Annotated in this window: 14 protein-coding genes; 5 read left to right on the top strand and 9 right to left on the bottom strand. The window is 71.6% G+C overall.

Features of this window, described 5'->3' with window-relative positions:
- Window positions 1–8: 8 nt before the first annotated feature.
- On the bottom strand, window positions 9–479 hold the full coding sequence (locus ABZ833_RS32600) for a MarR family transcriptional regulator (RefSeq protein ID WP_361054179.1): 471 nt from the start codon (window positions 477–479) through the stop codon (window positions 9–11).
- 127 nt (window positions 480–606) lie between these two features.
- Here ABZ833_RS32600 and ABZ833_RS32595 point away from each other — a divergent pair, with 127 nt between their 5' ends.
- From ABZ833_RS32595 to ABZ833_RS32585, 3 genes are all read left to right on the top strand, one after another.
- Window positions 607–1017 carry an organic hydroperoxide resistance protein gene (locus ABZ833_RS32595; protein WP_361054176.1) on the top strand — a complete coding sequence of 137 codons (411 nt, stop codon included), beginning with the start codon at window positions 607–609 and terminating at the stop codon, window positions 1015–1017.
- A gap of 93 nt (window positions 1018–1110) precedes the next feature.
- Window positions 1111–1572 (top strand): hypothetical protein, encoded by a 462-nt coding sequence (locus tag ABZ833_RS32590; protein ID WP_361054173.1) that lies wholly within the window; start codon window positions 1111–1113, stop codon window positions 1570–1572.
- Window positions 1573–1928: 356 nt separating this feature from the next.
- Window positions 1929–3176, top strand: a complete 1248-nt coding sequence (locus ABZ833_RS32585) for a M28 family metallopeptidase (protein WP_361054612.1) — start codon at window positions 1929–1931, stop codon at window positions 3174–3176.
- 26 nt (window positions 3177–3202) lie between these two features.
- On the opposite strand, the gene ABZ833_RS32580 is transcribed toward ABZ833_RS32585, so the two are convergent.
- From ABZ833_RS32580 to ABZ833_RS32545, 8 genes are all read right to left on the bottom strand, one after another.
- On the bottom strand, window positions 3203–6592 hold the full coding sequence (locus ABZ833_RS32580) for an SAV_2336 N-terminal domain-related protein (RefSeq protein WP_361054170.1): 3390 nt from the start codon (window positions 6590–6592) through the stop codon (window positions 3203–3205).
- Between the two features lie 2 nt (window positions 6593–6594).
- Window positions 6595–7545: a MoxR family ATPase gene (locus ABZ833_RS32575; protein ID WP_361054167.1), complete on the bottom strand. Its 951-nt coding sequence runs from the start codon at window positions 7543–7545 to the stop codon at window positions 6595–6597.
- Entirely contained in the window at window positions 7542–9698 is a 2157-nt protein-coding gene (locus tag ABZ833_RS32570; RefSeq protein ID WP_361054164.1) for a trypsin-like peptidase domain-containing protein, read from the bottom strand. Before ABZ833_RS32570 ends, ABZ833_RS32575 begins: the two co-directional genes overlap by 4 nt.
- 1 nt (window position 9699) lies before the next feature.
- Window positions 9700–10086, bottom strand: coding sequence for a CU044_2847 family protein (locus ABZ833_RS32565; RefSeq protein WP_361054161.1), 387 nt, complete (start codon window positions 10084–10086; stop codon window positions 9700–9702).
- Between the two features lie 100 nt (window positions 10087–10186).
- Window positions 10187–10594 (bottom strand): peptide-methionine (R)-S-oxide reductase MsrB, encoded by a 408-nt coding sequence (gene msrB, locus ABZ833_RS32560; protein ID WP_361054158.1) that lies wholly within the window; start codon window positions 10592–10594, stop codon window positions 10187–10189.
- A gap of 29 nt (window positions 10595–10623) precedes the next feature.
- On the bottom strand, window positions 10624–12018 hold the full coding sequence (gene murC, locus ABZ833_RS32555; protein WP_361054155.1) for a UDP-N-acetylmuramate--L-alanine ligase: 1395 nt from the start codon (window positions 12016–12018) through the stop codon (window positions 10624–10626).
- Between the two features lie 169 nt (window positions 12019–12187).
- Window positions 12188–12661, bottom strand: a complete 474-nt coding sequence (locus ABZ833_RS32550) for an indole-3-glycerol phosphate synthase (protein ID WP_249587098.1) — start codon at window positions 12659–12661, stop codon at window positions 12188–12190.
- A gap of 145 nt (window positions 12662–12806) precedes the next feature.
- The gene (locus ABZ833_RS32545; RefSeq protein ID WP_361054152.1) at window positions 12807–13571 is read right to left on the bottom strand and encodes a pyrimidine reductase family protein; all 765 of its coding nucleotides are present in this window, start codon (window positions 13569–13571) and stop codon (window positions 12807–12809) included.
- A 37-nt stretch (window positions 13572–13608) separates the two neighbouring features.
- Between ABZ833_RS32545 and zapE the strand changes: the two genes are divergently transcribed.
- Both zapE and ABZ833_RS32535 read left to right on the top strand, forming a co-directional pair.
- On the top strand, window positions 13609–14700 hold the full coding sequence (gene zapE, locus ABZ833_RS32540) for a cell division protein ZapE (RefSeq protein ID WP_361054149.1): 1092 nt from the start codon (window positions 13609–13611) through the stop codon (window positions 14698–14700).
- Window positions 14701–14793: 93 nt separating this feature from the next.
- Window positions 14794–16158 (top strand): alkaline phosphatase PhoX, encoded by a 1365-nt coding sequence (locus ABZ833_RS32535; protein WP_361054146.1) that lies wholly within the window; start codon window positions 14794–14796, stop codon window positions 16156–16158.
- Window positions 16159–16289: the final 131 nt, after the last annotated feature.

Below are 16289 nucleotides of genomic sequence, written 5' to 3'. Positions count from 1 at the left end.
TCCGCGCCTCACTGAGCCTCGTCGAGGGCGCCCGTCAGGCGGCCGAGGAGTCCCTGCAGGACAAGGACCTCCTCGACCGTCATGCCGGTCGAGGCGAGGATCCGGCGCGGCACGGGCAGGGCCCGCTCGCGCAGCTCCACTCCGCCCTCGGTCAGCTGGACGGTGACGGAGCGCTCATCGGCGGCGCTGCGCTCACGCCGTACGAGCCCCGCGGCCTCGAGGCGCTTGAGGAGCGGCGAGAGCGTGCCGGAGTCCAGGCGCAGCCGCTCACCGATCGCCTTGACCGGCTGCGGGCCGCTCTCCCAGAGCACCAGCATCACCAGGTACTGGGGATAGGTGAGGCCCAGGTCCTTGAGGGCGTCGCGGTAGACGCCGCCGAAGGCGCGCGAGGCGGCGTGCAGCGAGAAGCAGACCTGGTGGTCGAGACGGAGGAGCTCGGCGTCGGGCAGTCCCGGTTCCGTGGTCGGCGATGGCGTCATGGATCCAGGGTACCTGCCACACGTCATTCAGTTGTGCACAACTAAATCGTGTGCAACCATTACTGACGTGACCGAGCGAACGAACCCCGTTCATCTCGTTCGTCGACCGAGGGAAGAGGACACCCCCATGAACGCGCTGTACACCGCCGTCGCCACCGCCAATGGCCGCGAGGGCCGCGCCGTCAGCTCCGACGGCCAGATCGACCTCGCGCTCGCCATGCCGCCCGCCCTCGGCGGCAACGGCCAGGGCACCAACCCCGAGCAGCTCTTCGCCGCGGGGTACGCGGCCTGCTTCGCCAGCGCGATGGGCGCGGTCGCCCGTGAGATGAAGGTCGACACCAAGGACGTCTCGGTGACCGCCGAGGTCTCCATAGGCAAGGACGACGCGGGCTTCGGCCTCGCGGTCGTGATGCGCGTGGAGCTGCCGGACTCCCTGGCGGGCGAGACCGGTCAGCAGCTGGTCGAGGCGACGCACGCGTACTGCCCGTACTCCAAGGCCACGCGCGGCAACATCGAGGTCGAGCTCGTCATCGAGTAGGGATCGAACAAGAGAGGGCCGGACGGCGGGTACCGTAGAGGTACCGATCTCATGGGCCTCCTGGTGGGCTGCGTGAACCCCAGGAGGCCCAGCATGACGACGAACCGCGGACGCAAGGACGTGATCCGGAACCGGATGACGTCGACCGGCGAGTCGTACAACGTCGCCGCCCGCAACCTCAAGGCCATGAAGGACATGGGCGCCACCCGCGAGGCGGTCGTCACGCAGCGCTGGCAGCCCGCCGAGACCCTGGACGTGCCGTGCCCCTGCGGCGGCACCTGCGAGCCCGGCGAGAAGTGCGACCGCTGCCACGCCCGCCACCGCCACGTGGCCCGCTACCCCGGCAGCCGCACCGAGGTCGAGACCTGGGTCGACTGCTACGACTGCATGGGCTGCTCGTCCTCGTACACGATCACCGTCGTCCTGCCCGGCCGCCCGTGGGGCGTCGCCGAGACGGTGATCCAGGGCGCGTCCACCGAGCCGGTGATCCGCGCCACGGTCTTCCCGGGCGTGAAGCACCCGCTGCTGCGCCCCGAGACGCCGGACGAGGACTGAGCCACGCGGGACCTCGTGCGCGGGGTCCGGAGCGTGTCCGGTATCCGAATATGGCTGACCGGCATCTGACCGGTTTCCTCCCTTGACGGTGGGTCGTCCCACCTTCAATATCAGGCAACGCACTTCGCGCCACGCACCTCACTCCGGCTCAGCGCAGCCCAGTACAGCCAGTACATCTCAGTACAGCTCAGTACAGCTCCAGCGCCCTGCGGCACCCGCGTCGCAGGGCGTCAGTACGTTCCGTCCCCCTCGCTGTTCGGAATACGGAGCCCCACATGAGAATCTCCAGACCCGCCATGCCCCGCGCCATAAGACGGGCCACCGCAGGCGTCGCCACACTCGCCGCCGCAGGGCTGATGGCCGTCACCGCGCCGACCGCCCTCGCGGCCCCGTCCCCGACGCTCGCGGCCCCCGACATCCCGCTCGCCAACGTCAAGGCGCACCTGACCCAGTTCCAGTCCATCGCCACGGCCAACGGCGGCAACCGCGCCCACGGACGCCCCGGCTACAAGGCGTCGATCGACTACGCGAAGGCCAAGCTGGACGCGGCCGGTTTCACCACCACCGTGCAGCAGTTCACCTCCAGCGGAGCCACCGGCTACAACCTCATCGCGGACTGGCCGGGCGGCGACCCGAACAAGGTCCTGATGGCGGGCGCCCACCTCGACAGCGTCACCTCAGGTCCCGGCATCAACGACAACGGCTCGGGCTCGGCCGGTGTCCTGGAGACCGCGCTCGCCGTCTCGCGCGCGCAGCTCCAGCCGACCAAGCACCTGCGGTTCGCCTGGTGGGGCGCGGAGGAGCTGGGTCTGGTCGGGTCGAAGTACTACGTCAACAACCTTCCCGCCACCGAGCGTTCGAAGGTCTCCGGCTATCTCAACTTCGACATGATCGGCTCTCCGAACCCGGGCTACTTCGTCTACGACGACGACCCGGTCATCGAGAAGACCTTCAAGGACTACTACACGGGCCTGAACGTCCCCACCGAGATAGAGACCGAGGGCGACGGCCGCTCCGACCACGCCAGCTTCAAGAACGTGGGCATCCCGGTCGGCGGCCTCTTCACCGGCGCGAGCCGTACGAAGTCCAGCGCCCAGGCCCAGAAGTGGGGCGGCACGGCGGGCCAGGCCTTCGACCGCTGCTACCACTCGTCGTGCGACACCACGGCGAACATCAACGACACCGCCCTGGACCGCAACAGCGACGCCATCGCCCACGCCGTCTGGACCCTGGGCACGGAGACTCCCGTCCCGCCCGGTGACTCGTACGAGAACACCACGGACGTCGCCATCCCGGACAACGGCGCCGCCGTGACCTCGACGGTGAACGTGACCGGCCGCACGGGCAACGCCCCGGCCACCCTCAAGGCGGACGTCGACATCCGGCACACCTGGCGCGGTGACGTGGTGGTCGACCTGCTGGCTCCCGACGGGACTGCGTACCGCCTGAAGAACTCCAGCAGCAACGACTCGGCGGACAACGTCATCGCGACGTACACGGTCAACGCGTCGAGCGAGGCGGCGAACGGCGCCTGGAAGCTGCGCGTGCAGGACGTGGCATCGCAGGACACCGGCTACATCAACAGCTGGAAGCTGACGTTCTAGAGCACGTACGGCGGTGGCTCCCGCGCCTACCCGGCGTCGGGAGCTCCCGTCTCCCGCGGACCCGACACGACCCGCGCCGCCAGATCCAGGAACGCCTCCGCCGTGCGTCCTCTGAGGCGGGCGAGTTCCTTGGCGCGGTGTTCGGAGAGGTGGAGGTCGAAGGGGATGAGGACGGTGCCGGCGCACGTGTCGGTGAAGCGCTCCTCGACCTCCGTGTCCCGCAGGGGCTTGTCGATGCCGCCGAGGCGGGACGCGACGATCAGGGCCTGGCTCGCCAGTTCCTCGCGCCCCCGCTCGCGCAGGCCGTCGAGGAGCTCGGCGGCGGCCGTCACGGAGTAGGCCGAGGTCGTGCAGCAGACGATCAGTCGGTCGGCCATGTCCAGGACCACGTCGAGCGCGGGGTCCCGCGGCGGCGCCGCCCAGTCGGTCAGCATCACGGGGTAGTGGCGGGCCGTCATCGTGAGGATGCGGCGGTACTCCTCGGCGTAGGCCGGGCTACGGACGGCGTAGCTGGCCCGGTGCGCGAGGATTTCGAGGCCCGAGGGGGCGAGGCTGGTCAGGCGGCGGATGTCGGCGTGGCCCGCGTCCATCGGCAGCCTGGTGAGATCGCGGGGTGTCGCGGTGTTCTGCCGGACCAGGTAGCCGTTCAGGTCACCGCTGACCGGGGCGCCGTCCAAGGCGAGAACCGGCTCGCCGCGCACCGCCACGAAGAGCGAGCCCAGCATGAACGTGGTGGTGGACCGGCCGCAGCTCGGGTGGGCGCCGACCACGGTGACGCGTCTGCTGTACGTGAGGGGGCGGCGGGCCAGGGACAGGCGGTTCTCGTGCGCGGCGCGGGCGCCTCCGATCCCCAGGTCCACGCGGAGGCTGCGACGGCCGATCCGGGAAGTTCCCGGCGCGCTCTGCTCGCTCGCTGCGGTCTGCAGGGGCGGGCGCGGAGGCACGCGGCCGGAGGAGGCCGCCGGCTGTCCGGAGGACTTCCCGTCGCCGCGCATGGCCTGCGCGATCGCGACGTACCGGGCCAGTCTGTCGGCGACCGAGGCGGCGGTGGGCCGCCTCCCCGGGTCCGCGTCCAGGCACTGCTTGACCATGTCGCGCAGGGGCTGCCAGGTGGTTCCCTGCCACAGGTGCATGCCGTCGGGCAGGCCGGGCAGGGAGGCCTGCCGCTTGCTGCTGATCAACCGCAGCAGTTCGCCGAGGGACTTGACGTTGTCCTCACGCGTCGGCGCGGCTCCCGCACCGGAGAACTCACCGTCCACGACGCAGTCCGAGAGGCCGACGAGCACCACGGACCGTTCCAGGACCATCACCGAGTCCGGGGAGAGACCGGCCGGAACCAACCCGTTGAGATGGCAGATGCTCAGCGCGCTCGCCAGATGCCAGGCGAGCAGCAGGCTGGTGAGGATGTCGAACGCTGAGGTGCCTTCCGGCGTTTCGTACGCGAGGAGTTCATTGAGCCGGGGTGGCTGCAGATCCGTGTTCCCGGGGGCCGCGACCAGCCGCATGGCGAGCCAGGCGGGGCGGGCATCGAGTCCGGAGGCCAGGAGCTCGGGGGCGTAGCGCCCGTTCATCCGGCGCAGCGCCTCGGCCTCGGTGATCAGCAACTGCTCGGTGGCCACGGGCAGATCGGGACGCGCCACCCGCAGGGCCGCCTCGCCGCCGCTGTCGTCCCGGCCCCGGTAGACCAAGGTGCGGGTGCCTGCCCTGCGGCCGAGCAGCTGAAAGCGGCCGAGGCGCGTGGGATCCTGCGGGGTCAAGGGCGCCCATGGCTCCGCACGGGGCCCGTCCGGCGCCTCGAAGGCCGGGACACGGGGCTGCGCCGCCACGCCGAACCGTGCGAGGAGCCGGCGTTCGACCGCGGTGAAGGAGTGGAATGCGGCGGGCACCGTGTCCGCTCCTTCGGGGTGGGTGAGCCAGGCGGGGAAGTCCGGTGAGCGGCCGGCCAGTTGTTCCAGGCGGCGGCCGATGGCCCGCCCGGTGCGCAGCAGTTCGGAGCTGGGCACGGCGTCGAGGAGCGCGGTCTTGCTCTCCTCCGTGAAGTCGAAGATGCGGTGCTTCGCGGGCAGCGGCCCCGGCACGGGAGCCGGGTACGGGTGCATCAGACCCCCCAGGAAGACCTCGGCCAGCTGCGCGGCCGGGGCCCGCCAGGGCACGGCGGACTGCACGAGCCGCATGACGGGCACGGACAGCGGGGAGACGGCGGCCAGATGCGCGGCCAGGCGGTACGCCTCCGGGGATGCCGCGTCACGGAAGTGCTGGATGCCGCGGACCTCACGCCCCGGGGTGATCGGCGCGAGCCGCTGCGGGCGGGCCAGGAGAGGCAGTTCGACGGTGGTGCCCGGCGAGGTGAGCAGCAGCGACCAGTCCCGCAGCGACTCCGCCACCGGTTCGAGCACGGGGATGGGCACGCCGGAGAAGTCGGCGACGCCCACGGGCAGCACCCGGTCGGTGATCTCCCACGACGTGTTGGCGCCGCCGGTCCTGCGGGTGGTGGCCTGCCAGCGGTCGGCCTGGATGCCGGAGCCGTCCCACAGCGCGGGCGGCAGGGTGTGGAGCACCGCCACCGGACCTCTGGTGGCCCACTCCAGCAGAGTGTCGTGCATGGTGCCGCGCCGCCAGGCGCTGCCGAGGCCGTCGCTGACGACGAGGACCAGTGTCTGTCCGGTCGGGTCGAGCAGGGTGCTGGGCGACATGGTGGAGCCGCCGCTGTCGAAGGGTCTGCCGTGCAGTACCGGGGTGTCGGCGCCGCGGGTGTCGAGACCGAGGACCCGGATGGAGCGGAAGGCGGCCAGGCGCTGCAGCGCGGTGCGCAGGTCGGCGGCGAGCCGGTGCCACAGGAGCATCGAGAGGCCGCCGTCGACGACAAGCGCCAGATGCAGCCAGCGTTCACGTGCCGGACGCATGACCACATCGGGCAGCCGCGTCTCGGCCAGCGCCGCCGCGGTGGCTGCCTCGTCCAGTTCCTGACGCCACCTGCTGGGCCGCTTGCGCTTCAGCGGGCGCAGCGAGCGTCCGATGAGCAGCTCCTGCCGCAGCGCCTTGTCCTCGGGAACACGCAGGGGAAGGGCGGGCTGTTCCTCGTCCGCCGGCAGGGGCGCGGGGCGGTCGGGAACGAGAGGGGGCAGGGACGCGGCGTGCAGCTCGGGCGTGGTGAGGTCGGGCAGGTCGTCGTCGGGCGTGGCCGGTTCGGGGGGTTCGCCGTCGTCCCCGGCCGGTTCGGGCGCCTCGGCGTGCGGGGAAGGCTCCGGGCGGCTCTGCGCGCGGCGGCTCGCACGTTCCAGCGGCAGCTCTCCGGGGCCGTCGGTCAGGCGGTGGGCCAGCCACAGCACGTCCAGGACTTCTTGCACGTCGAGGCTCTGCCCCGCCGCCTTGAGGACCCGCAGGGCGGCGGCCAGGGTGTCGTCCCCGCGGTCCACGGTCAGAGGGTTCCCGTCAGCTGGTGGAGCACGGCGTCCAGCAGCCCTTCGGCGTCCAGGTCCACTCCCCCTGCCCGCAGGAACACCGCGTTGAGCAGCTGGTCGGTGGCGAGTTCGCCGGGGGCCCGGCGGCGCAGGAACGCCTGCAGCAGGTCGTCGACCTCCAGGAGCGCTCCGTCCCCCAGGTGTGCCGAGACGATGGCGCGCAGCCGGTCCTCGTCCGGGACCGGAAGGTCGAGCCGGATGCAGCGGCGCAGGAAGGCGGGCGGGAAGTCGCGCTCGCCGTTGCTGGTGATGACGACGACGGGGAACTCGACGCACTGCACCCGGCCCTGCTCCACGGCGACCGAACCGTGGTGGTCGGCCGTCAGGACGTCGACCGTCGCCATCTCCTCTGGCAGCCGGGCCAGTTCGGGTATCTCGAAGACGCCCTCCTCGAAGACGGTCAGCAGATCGTTCGGCAGGTCGACGTCGCCCTTGTCCATCTCATCGACGAGCAGCGCCCGAGGTGTGCCGGTCGGGGCGAGGGCCGTGCCCAGGGCACCGAGCCGGATGAAGTTGCCGATGGAGGGCTCGCGGTCCCCGCGGTCACGGCTGAGGGTGGTCTCCCGCAGCCGTCCGATGGCGTCGTACTGGTAGAGGGCGTCCTGCACGCTGGAGCGGCTGTTGACCGGCCAGCGCAACAGCTCGCCGAGGCTGAGTTCGTGCGCGACGGCCCGCGCGAGCGAGGACTTGCCGGTGCCCGCGGGGCCTGTCACCAGGAGCGGCCTGCGCAGATGCAGTGCCGCGTTGACCACGTCCGCGTGCTCCCGGGCGATCAGATAGGGCAGCGGCGCCGCCGATCCGTCCGGCGGGCTGAACCGGCGCCAGGGCGGGGCGGGCGGCATGGTGACGGGGCGCGGCGTGCCGTCGCCGCGGAAGATCCGCCAGCTGCCGTTCGAGTCCGTGCTCATGTTCCCTCCTGGGGCTCGGACAGATGCAGTTGCGGAACCGTGCGGTCCGGGTCGGCCCAGGCGAGGACCGGTCGTCCGGGGAAGGCGCGGGGCTGGTGCACCGTCTTGGCGCGGTACGACCGCACGCCTTCGGGGAGTTCACGGGTGGTCACGCCGCTCATCCGCTCCACGGCGTGGGACTCGCGCCCGAGGCCCCGGTCCCACACGACCACCGGGATCCCGACCACCAGGCATGCCTGCACGACCTCGTCGCGCAGACGCGGCGGGACGTCCACCGCGACGCGCACGGCGTCCGCGTGGTCCATCAACGCGCCGTAGATCTCGCGCCGTCCCAGCGATTCGTCGGCGAACAACAGGGAGACGCCTGTGTCGAGCTGGCGCCAGCGGCGGCGCCAGTCAGGGAGAAAACGTTCGTTGCGGCGCAGGAGTTCCGGACAGTTGACGACCAGTGGGTACTCCGCGCCGATGACCCCCGGCACCAGATCGTCGGGCCCGAAGCTCTCCCATTCGTCTATCGGCAGGTTCAGCCCCGCCCGGTCGACCAGCGCCTCCACGAGGGGTCTTCGGTCGCTCGGCGAGGCCTGGTGCAGCGACTCCAGGACCCGCAGCAGCTCCCGCGCGGCCAGCGCCGCGCTGAACGTGACGTCGCCCTCCGTCGACACCTGACGGGGCCCGGCGCCCTCGTCGCACCAGACGCGCAGCCGGTAGCGGTCCTCACCGCTGCGGCTCACCTGCACCAACACCCGCAGTGGCACGTCTCGTTGACCCTGGGTCCTGGACCAGTCCACCGCGTCGGAACGGCGTTCGGCGAGGGCCGAGCGGGGGATGCCGAGCCGCTTGGCGACGCCGTCCGACCACATCCGCAGCCGTGCGCACTGCGCGGGCAGGCACAGGGCCGCCATGTACTCCATCACCCGCAGCAGGGCCGGAACCCGGAACCCCTCCCCGTCCGTGCGGCTGTCGCCCGGCAGGCATTCGAGGTGATCGAGGTAGGCGTCGGTGGAGTCCTCCCCGGGGAAGGCGGCTGCCAGGGGCAGTGCGGCGCGCACCGCTTCCGGCAGCCGGGCCAGGGTGGCCGCGGGGACCGCCTTCAGCGTCTGGTGGAGTCTGCGGTGCTCGTCGGGCGAGAGCAGCCGGGGCACCGGTGAGAACTGTCCGGCGTTCAACAGCGGGCGGACTGCGGCGGGTTCGGGGCGCCGCAGCACTTCGGTGAGCGCCGCGAGCGCGCGGGGTTCGGTGACCAGGAGCTGGGCGAACTCCACGGGAGTGGGGGCGGATTCGCCGCCCGGGTGGCCATATCCGCACCGGCGCGCGACGGCTCTCGCGTGGTCCCCGCGCAGCACGGGTGAGGGCATGACGCCCTCGAGGAGTTCGGTGAGCACCGGCAACGCCGGATCGTCCGGGTCGGCCACGGCGACGTCGAGGAGGTCATCGGCGCCGACGGCCCGCAGTTCGGCCTCGATGCGCTGCCAGGGGATGCCCCAGCTGCGGCGCGAGAGGTGCTGGGAGCTGAAGGGCCTGGGCGCCCCGGTGACAGGGTCGGCGGGCGGCATGATGTGGGCGACCACCAGGCCCACGGCGGCATTGTCGGTGACCGACCAGAGCGGGCCGCCGCTGAACGCGGGGCCGATGGCCATCCCGGTGGGCTCTCCGTCCACGTACCCGAGCACGTCGTCACAGGTCTTGACCCGCACGTCGGCGAAGGAACTGCTCATGCCGCTGCCGTGCCAGGCCCGCAGCGACTGCCCCTGCGCCATGGGCTGCCACAACGGCGAGGGGACGGCCTCGTGGGGCATCGAGTCGAGGCGCAGCACCGCGAGGTCGCCGAGCCATTCGTGATCGCTCTTCTCCTGCACCTCCGCCGCGCCGTCGAGACGGCGTGGCGGCACCCAATGGGCCACTCTGGTCTCGTGGTTGACGGAGGCGGACGGCCCGCGCAGGGTCACGTGCACCGTCTCGCGACCGGGGTGCCGGGTCTCGAACGGCCTGCGCCCCAAGGCGTCGTTGACGACATGGGCACAGGTCAGCAGCCGGGTCGGGGTCAACAACACCCCGGCTCCCGCGGCCTTGACGTCGCGGGTGCGCAGCACCGAGACGACGCAGTGCCGCGGGTCGGCCGAGGGGGACCCGGCCTCGGTCAGGAACCAGCCCATGTCAGCCGGCCGACGCAGGGCGCTGCCACGTCGCCGAGACGGTGAGGTGGGCCTGCGCGCTGCCGCCGACGATGCCGAGCTTGAGGTCCTGCCCGACCTGCACGCCGAACGTCACGCTCGCCTCCTGCGGGGGCCGTTCGGACTCCATCACCGCGTCATGGACCTCGCGGATGAGGGGGCCCAGCGGGCGCAGGGTGGTGCGCAGCGCCTCGACGGCGAACGCGGCCACCGCGTCGCCGCCTCGTGACACCGGAACGCTGTGGCCCATGCCGTCGGGCAGGTCCCCGTCCGACTCCGGTCCCGGCACGGGCGGCTGCCCCTGGGCGGGGAACACCTCGAAACGGATGGCGGTCCCGTCGGCGAGTTCGAGCTCAGTGAAGTTGGGCACCTTCACATTGTGCCGATCAGCGACGACGGCGTACCGGGTTCGGCGGAAGCGGAGCAGTCGCCGCGGTTCTCGGCTCCCGAGCGGGCGACGACCTGGTGGCTCAGCCCTCCTCGGGCGCCAGCGTCAGAGAGATCGAGTTGATGCAGTACCGCTGGTCCGTCGGCGTGGCATACCCCTCGCCCTCGAAGACGTGACCGAGGTGCGACCCGCACCGCGCGCACCGGACCTCCGTGCGCACCATGCCGTGCGAGGAGTCCTGGAGCAGCTCGACCGCGTCCGTGTCCTTGGGGTCGAAGAAGCTCGGCCAGCCGCAGTGCGACTCGAACTTCTCCTGTGAGGTGAACAGCTCCGATCCGCACGCGCGGCAGGAGTAGACGCCCTTCGTCTTCGTGTCGGTGTACTCACCCACGAAGGCCGGTTCGGTGCCGGCCTGGCGCAGGACCGCGTACTCCGAGGGGCTCAGCTCCGCGCGCCACTGCTCGTCCGGCTTCTCGACGTCGTACGACATGAGACTGAACCCCTTAATGCTTCGGCTTGCTACTTCGACAGCTCGGTCAGGATCTGCGGGCCGAGGTCCGTGACGTCGCCCGCTCCCATGGTGAGAACGAGATCGCCGGGCCTCGTCATTCCCGCGACGACCGCCGCGGCCTCCGTCTTGTCGTGCACGGCCCGTACGTCGGCGCCCGCCGCCACGGCCGCGTCGATGATCAGGGCGCTGGTGATGCCGGGGATCGGGTCCTCGCGGGCGGGGTAGATGTCGAGGACCACGGAGGCGTCCGCGAGGGCCAGGGCCTGGCCCATCTCCTTGCCCAGCTCCTGCGTGCGGGAGAAGAGGTGGGGCTGGAAGAGGACCAGGAGACGCGAGTCGCCCGCGGAGGAGCGCATCGCCTCCAGGTCCGCGGTCATCTCCGTGGGGTGATGCGCGTACGAGTCGATGACCTGGACGCCCTTCGCCTCGCCCTTGAGCTGGAGGCGGCGCTTGACGCCGGTGTACGAGCCGAGGGCGGACGCGAGGTTGTGCGCCGGGATGCCGAGCGCGATGCCCGCGGCCAGGGCGGCCACCGCGTTGTGGGCGTAGTGACGGCCGGGGACCGAGACCGTGAAGGTCAGGAACTTGCCGTTCAGGACGACCGTGACCTCGCTGGTCAGGCCGCGCGGGGTGACCTTGTGGATCCGGAGGTCGGAGCCCTCGGACTCGCCGTACGTGACGACCTTCAGGTCGCCCGCGTCGCGCACGCGCTTGGTCAGCTCCGCCGCGCCCGACTGGTCCGCCGCGATCACCAGGGTGCCGCCGGGGACGATCTTGCCCGCGAAGGTCTCGAAGGACTCGTAGATCTCGTCCATCGACGCGTAGTTGGCGTGGTGGTCGAGCTCCACGTTCAGGACGATGGCGACCTCGGGCGCGTACTTGTGGAAGCTGCGGTCGCTCTCGTCCGCCTCGGCCACGAAGATGTCGCCCTCGCCGTGCAGCGCGTTCGAGCCCGGGGCGTCCAGGTCGCCGCCGATCGCGTACGAGGGGTCGAGGCCGAGGGTGGAGAGGGTGACCGCGAGCATCGACGTCGTCGTGGTCTTGCCGTGCGTGCCGGCCACCGCGATCGGACGCAGGCCCTCCATCAGGGAGGCCAGGGCGTCCGAGCGGTGCACGACCGGGATGCCGAGCTCGGTGGCGCGGGCCAGCTCGGGGTTGTCGGCGCGGATCGCGGAGGAGACCACCACGCAGGTCGCGTCGGAGGCGAGGTGCGCGGCGTCGTGGCCGATGTGGACCGTGGCACCCAGGGTCCGCAGGGCCTCGGCCGTGGCCGACTCCCGCGCGTCACTGCCCGCGACCTTGGCGCCGCGCTGGGCCAGGATCTTGGCGATGCCCGACATTCCGGCGCCGCCGATGCCGATGAAGTGCGGTCGGTCCATGGCGGTGGGCAGGCCGGGTGCCATACGTGTGTCTCCCCAAGATCCAAGAGTTACGGCAGCTGAGCTGCTGAGCAGGGCCCAGACTATTGCCTCGGGCGGACAGGGGGCACACTCGTGCCCCGTAAGGGGCGCGGGGAGCTGCGCACCCAGCCCTCACCGGGCCCGCGGATTCGTCACCGCGCCCAGCGGGACGCTAGTCCTCCGTGTGCGAGAACAGCTTCAGGACGGGTACGCCGACCTTGTGCCGGGCACGAGACGCCCAGTCGCGGTGGAAGAACTCCTCCACGTAGTGCGGGTCGGTCAGGACGATGACCTCGTCCGCGTCCGCCTCGTCGACCAGCTGCTTGAGCGCGTCGAGGGGGTGGTCCTCGATCAGCTGTCCCGTCGCCTCGCAGCCCGCCGCGTGCAGCGCCATCAGCGAGACCTCCAGCGCCTTCTGCGCGGGGGCCGTCGCGTCCTGCCCCTCCGGGACGTCCCCTTCCCTCGCCGCCTCGTCGAGCTCCCCGAGAGCCACGTCGTCGATGGCCCGCAGCAGGCGGTCCGCCTGATCGCCGCGGGGCTGGAGCAGCACCCGGAAGGTGACCGTCTCATCGCCGTGCAAGGTGGTGACGAACTCCACGTCGGCGGAGGTCAGGGCCTTCTCGATCATCAATACGCTTGTGAACACGACAGGCGCCCTTCTCATCCGTGGGCTGCCGAGAGTCTGTCTCGACAGGCCCCTGCGGAAACCATCCTGCCCCGTGGCCGCACGGGGTCTGCGACTTTTAGTGTGCCCAGCGGAAGCGAAACGGAACGGTCGATTCCGCTGATTGTCAGGTTCGACGGTATCGGGTGAAGAGGAACCCGGCCTCCTCCAGTACGGAAGCCAGAGCGAATCGTTCCGGCACCGCCACCGCGGACCCCCAGGCGATCCGCTGCGCGTCCCCCGCGGTGAGCATCGGGGACACCGTCAGACAGAGCTCGTCCAGGGCCCCCGCCGCCACGAACTGGCCAAGGAGACGGGGCCCGCCCTCCGTGAGCAGCCGGGTCAGGCCGCGCTCGGCCAGGGCGGGTGCGACCCGCTCGGGCTCGACCGCCGCCCCCTCCCCCGCGGTCACCACCACGGCGCCCGCCTTCTCGGCCGCGGCGACCCGCTCGGCGGGCGCCGCCGCACCGGTCACCACGAGCGTGGGCACCGGCGGCGCGGTGAAAAGCGGAAGGGTGAAATCCAGGTCGAGGCTCGCGCTGACCACGGCGATCGCGGGCGCCACCGTCTGCCCCGCGGCGGCCCTGCGCTCGGCGAAGGCCTCACGCGCGCGTGCCGGGCGGTAACCCTCCTGGCGGACCGTTTCCGCACCCACGACCACGGCGTCGGCGATCCCGCGCAGGGTGCCGAAGATCCGCATGTCCGTGGCGTTCGAGATGGGCTGCGACCGGCCGTCGTGCTGGGCCGCCCCGTCGAGCGTGGACACCATGTTGGCGCGCAGCCAGGCGCCGCCGCCCGAGGGATAGGCGTACGCGTCGGCCAGCTCCCCCAGCCCCCACTCTCGTACTGATGTTTCGTCTGTCTGGTCGGTCACAGGGAACAGGCGTCGCATGTCCAGCAGTCTTGCACGGCGCTTAGAGTTAGGAACCGTGTCGTCCTCCACCGCCGCCCCCGGGCAGAGCCCCATAGCCGAAGCGGCTCCCCTGTCGCTGTGCGCCCGTGCGCCCCATGTCCCCGCCGACCGTCTGGTCGCCGAGATGGTGCCGCCCCCGCGCTTCGACTCCGTCCGCTTCGATACGTACATCCCGGACCCGAACCAGCCGAGCCAGACCGAGGCCGTGCGGGTCCTGAGCGGCTTCGCGGCCGGGCTCGGCGGGGCGCACGCGTCCGGCGCGGGCAAGCGCCGCTGGTTCCAGAAGAAGGCGGCCGCCCCCACGGGCCCCCGCGGCGTCTACCTCGACGGCGGCTATGGAGTGGGCAAGACCCACCTCCTCGCCTCCCTCTGGCACGCGACGCCCGCCGCGCCCGAGCAGAAGGCGTTCGGCACCTTCGTCGAGCTGACGAACCTGGTCGGAGCGCTCGGCTTCCAGCAGACCGTGCGCACGCTCAGCGGGCACCGGCTGCTCTGCATCGACGAGTTCGAGCTCGACGACCCGGGCGACACGGTGCTCGTGTCCTCGCTGCTCGCGCGGCTCGTCGAGGAGGGCGTCGCACTCGCCGCGACCTCGAACACGCTGCCGGGCAAGCTCGGCGAGGGCCGGTTCGCGTCCGCGGACTTCCTGCGCGAGATCCAGGGTCTGTCCACCCACTTCCGGTCGCTGCGCATCGACGGCGAGGACTACCGCCACCGGGGCCTTCCGGAGGCTCCCGCCCCGTACTCGGACGAGCAGGTCACCAAGGCCGCGTACGCGACCGAGGGCGCGAGCCTCGACGACTTCCCGCTGCTGCTCGACCACCTCGCGCGCGTCCACCCCAGCCGGTACGGAGCGCTCACCGACGGGCTCGACGCCGTCTGCCTCACCGATGTGACGCCGGTCCCCGACCAGTCGACCGCGCTGCGCCTCGTGGTGCTCGCCGACCGGCTGTACGACCGTGAGGTCCCCGTGCTCGCCTCGGGTGTCCCCTTCGACCAGCTGTTCAGCGAGGAGATGCTGAACGGCGGCTACCGGAAGAAGTACTTCCGGGCGATCTCGCGGCTCACGGCGCTCGCGCGGGACGCGAAGGGACTCGTGCGGGCGTAGCGACTCGCCTCTACGCGCGTGGTTCCCGCACGCCTGGGCGCGTGGTACACACATCCGGTCATGTTCCTGTCCGCCAGCAGGAGGTCGACCGTAATGTCCACGACACGACGTCAAGTACTCGCCCGCACCGGTGCGGTGGGTGCGGGTATCGCCTTCACCGGCGCACTCTCGGAGCTCTTCGCCGGGAGCGCGGCCGCTCAGGGCAAGGCCGGGTACGGGCCGCTGGTGCCCGACCCCGCCGGGCTGCTCGATCTGCCAAAAGGTTTCCGCTACAAGGTCCTCTCGCGCGAGGGCGGCGACCTGCCGTCCGGCGAGGGAAAGGTGCCGAGCAACTTCGACGGCATGGACGCGTTCCGCGGCAAGCACGGCGGCGTCCACCTCGTCCGCAACCACGAGAACCGCCACAACGGCAGAACCCCCGTGCCCACGGTCAAGGGCCTCACCTACGACCCGATGGGCAAGGGCGGCTGCACGGCGCTCTCGCTCGACCGCCACAACAACGTCCTGAGCGAGCGCGTCGCGATCGCCGGGACCGCGGTCAACTGCGCGGGCGGGCCCACCCCTTGGGGCACCTGGCTCACCTGCGAGGAGACCGAGGACAAGGCCGGCACGAACGGCTACACCAAGGACCACGGCTTCATCTTCGAGGTCGACCCCGTCGACCCGCACCGCACCGGAGCCGTGCCGCTCACCGCGATGGGCCGCTTCCAGCACGAGGCGATCGCCGTCGACCCCAGGCGCGGTGTCGTCTACGAGACCGAGGACGCCTTCCTCAAGCCCTTCGGTCTCTTCTACCGCTTCCTGCCCAAGAAGCCCGAGGGAGGCCGCGGTTCACTCCGCGCGGGCGGCAAGCTCCAGGCCATGCGGGTGCCGGGCGTGCCCGACCTGTCCGCGATCCAGGAGACGGGAGCGTGCTTCAAGGGCATCGAGTGGGTCGACGTACCTGACCCGCTGGCCGCCCAAACGCCCATCAGGGACCAGGACTTCGGCCCCAAGGGCATCACGCACGCGCAGAAGCTGGAGGGCTGCTACTGGGGTGGGAAGTCCGTCTACTTCGTGTCGTCGTTCGCGCACAGCGCGGAGGGCTCGGCGGGCGACCACTTCGGCCAGATCTGGCGCTACGACCCGTCCGAGCGCCGCCTCACCCTCGTGATCGTCTTCGGCCCGAGCACCGACATCCAGCTGCCCGGCGAGTCCCCCGACAACATCTGCCTCGCACCCAGCGGCGGCCTGATGGTGGCCGAGGACGGCGGGGGCGCCCAGCACGTGTACGGCCTGACGCGCCGCGGCGACGTCTACGCGATGGCCCGCGGCCGGCAGAACATCGGCACCCCGGAGGAGCCCGAATGGGGCGAGTTCGCGGGCATCTCGTTCTCGCCGGACCACGACACGATGTACGTCAACTGCTACACCCCCGGCACGACGTTCGCCGTGACGGGGCCCTGGCACAGGACCTGACCCGACCGGACGCGGGGTGGGGGGGGGGGGGGCGCCCCCCCCCCCCCCGGGGGGGGGCCCCCCGCCCCCCCCCCCCCCGCGGGGGTTTTGGTGGGGCTGTTGGGGGTTGGTGTAGGTGGTGGCGCCGGGTG

The organism is Streptomyces sp. NPDC047525, assembly GCF_040643025.1.
In the GTDB taxonomy this organism is placed as follows: domain Bacteria; phylum Actinomycetota; class Actinomycetes; order Streptomycetales; family Streptomycetaceae; genus Streptomyces; species Streptomyces durmitorensis.
The sequence above is the reverse complement of the archived record's forward strand: the minus strand, read 5'-3'. Positions and strand labels throughout refer to the sequence as shown.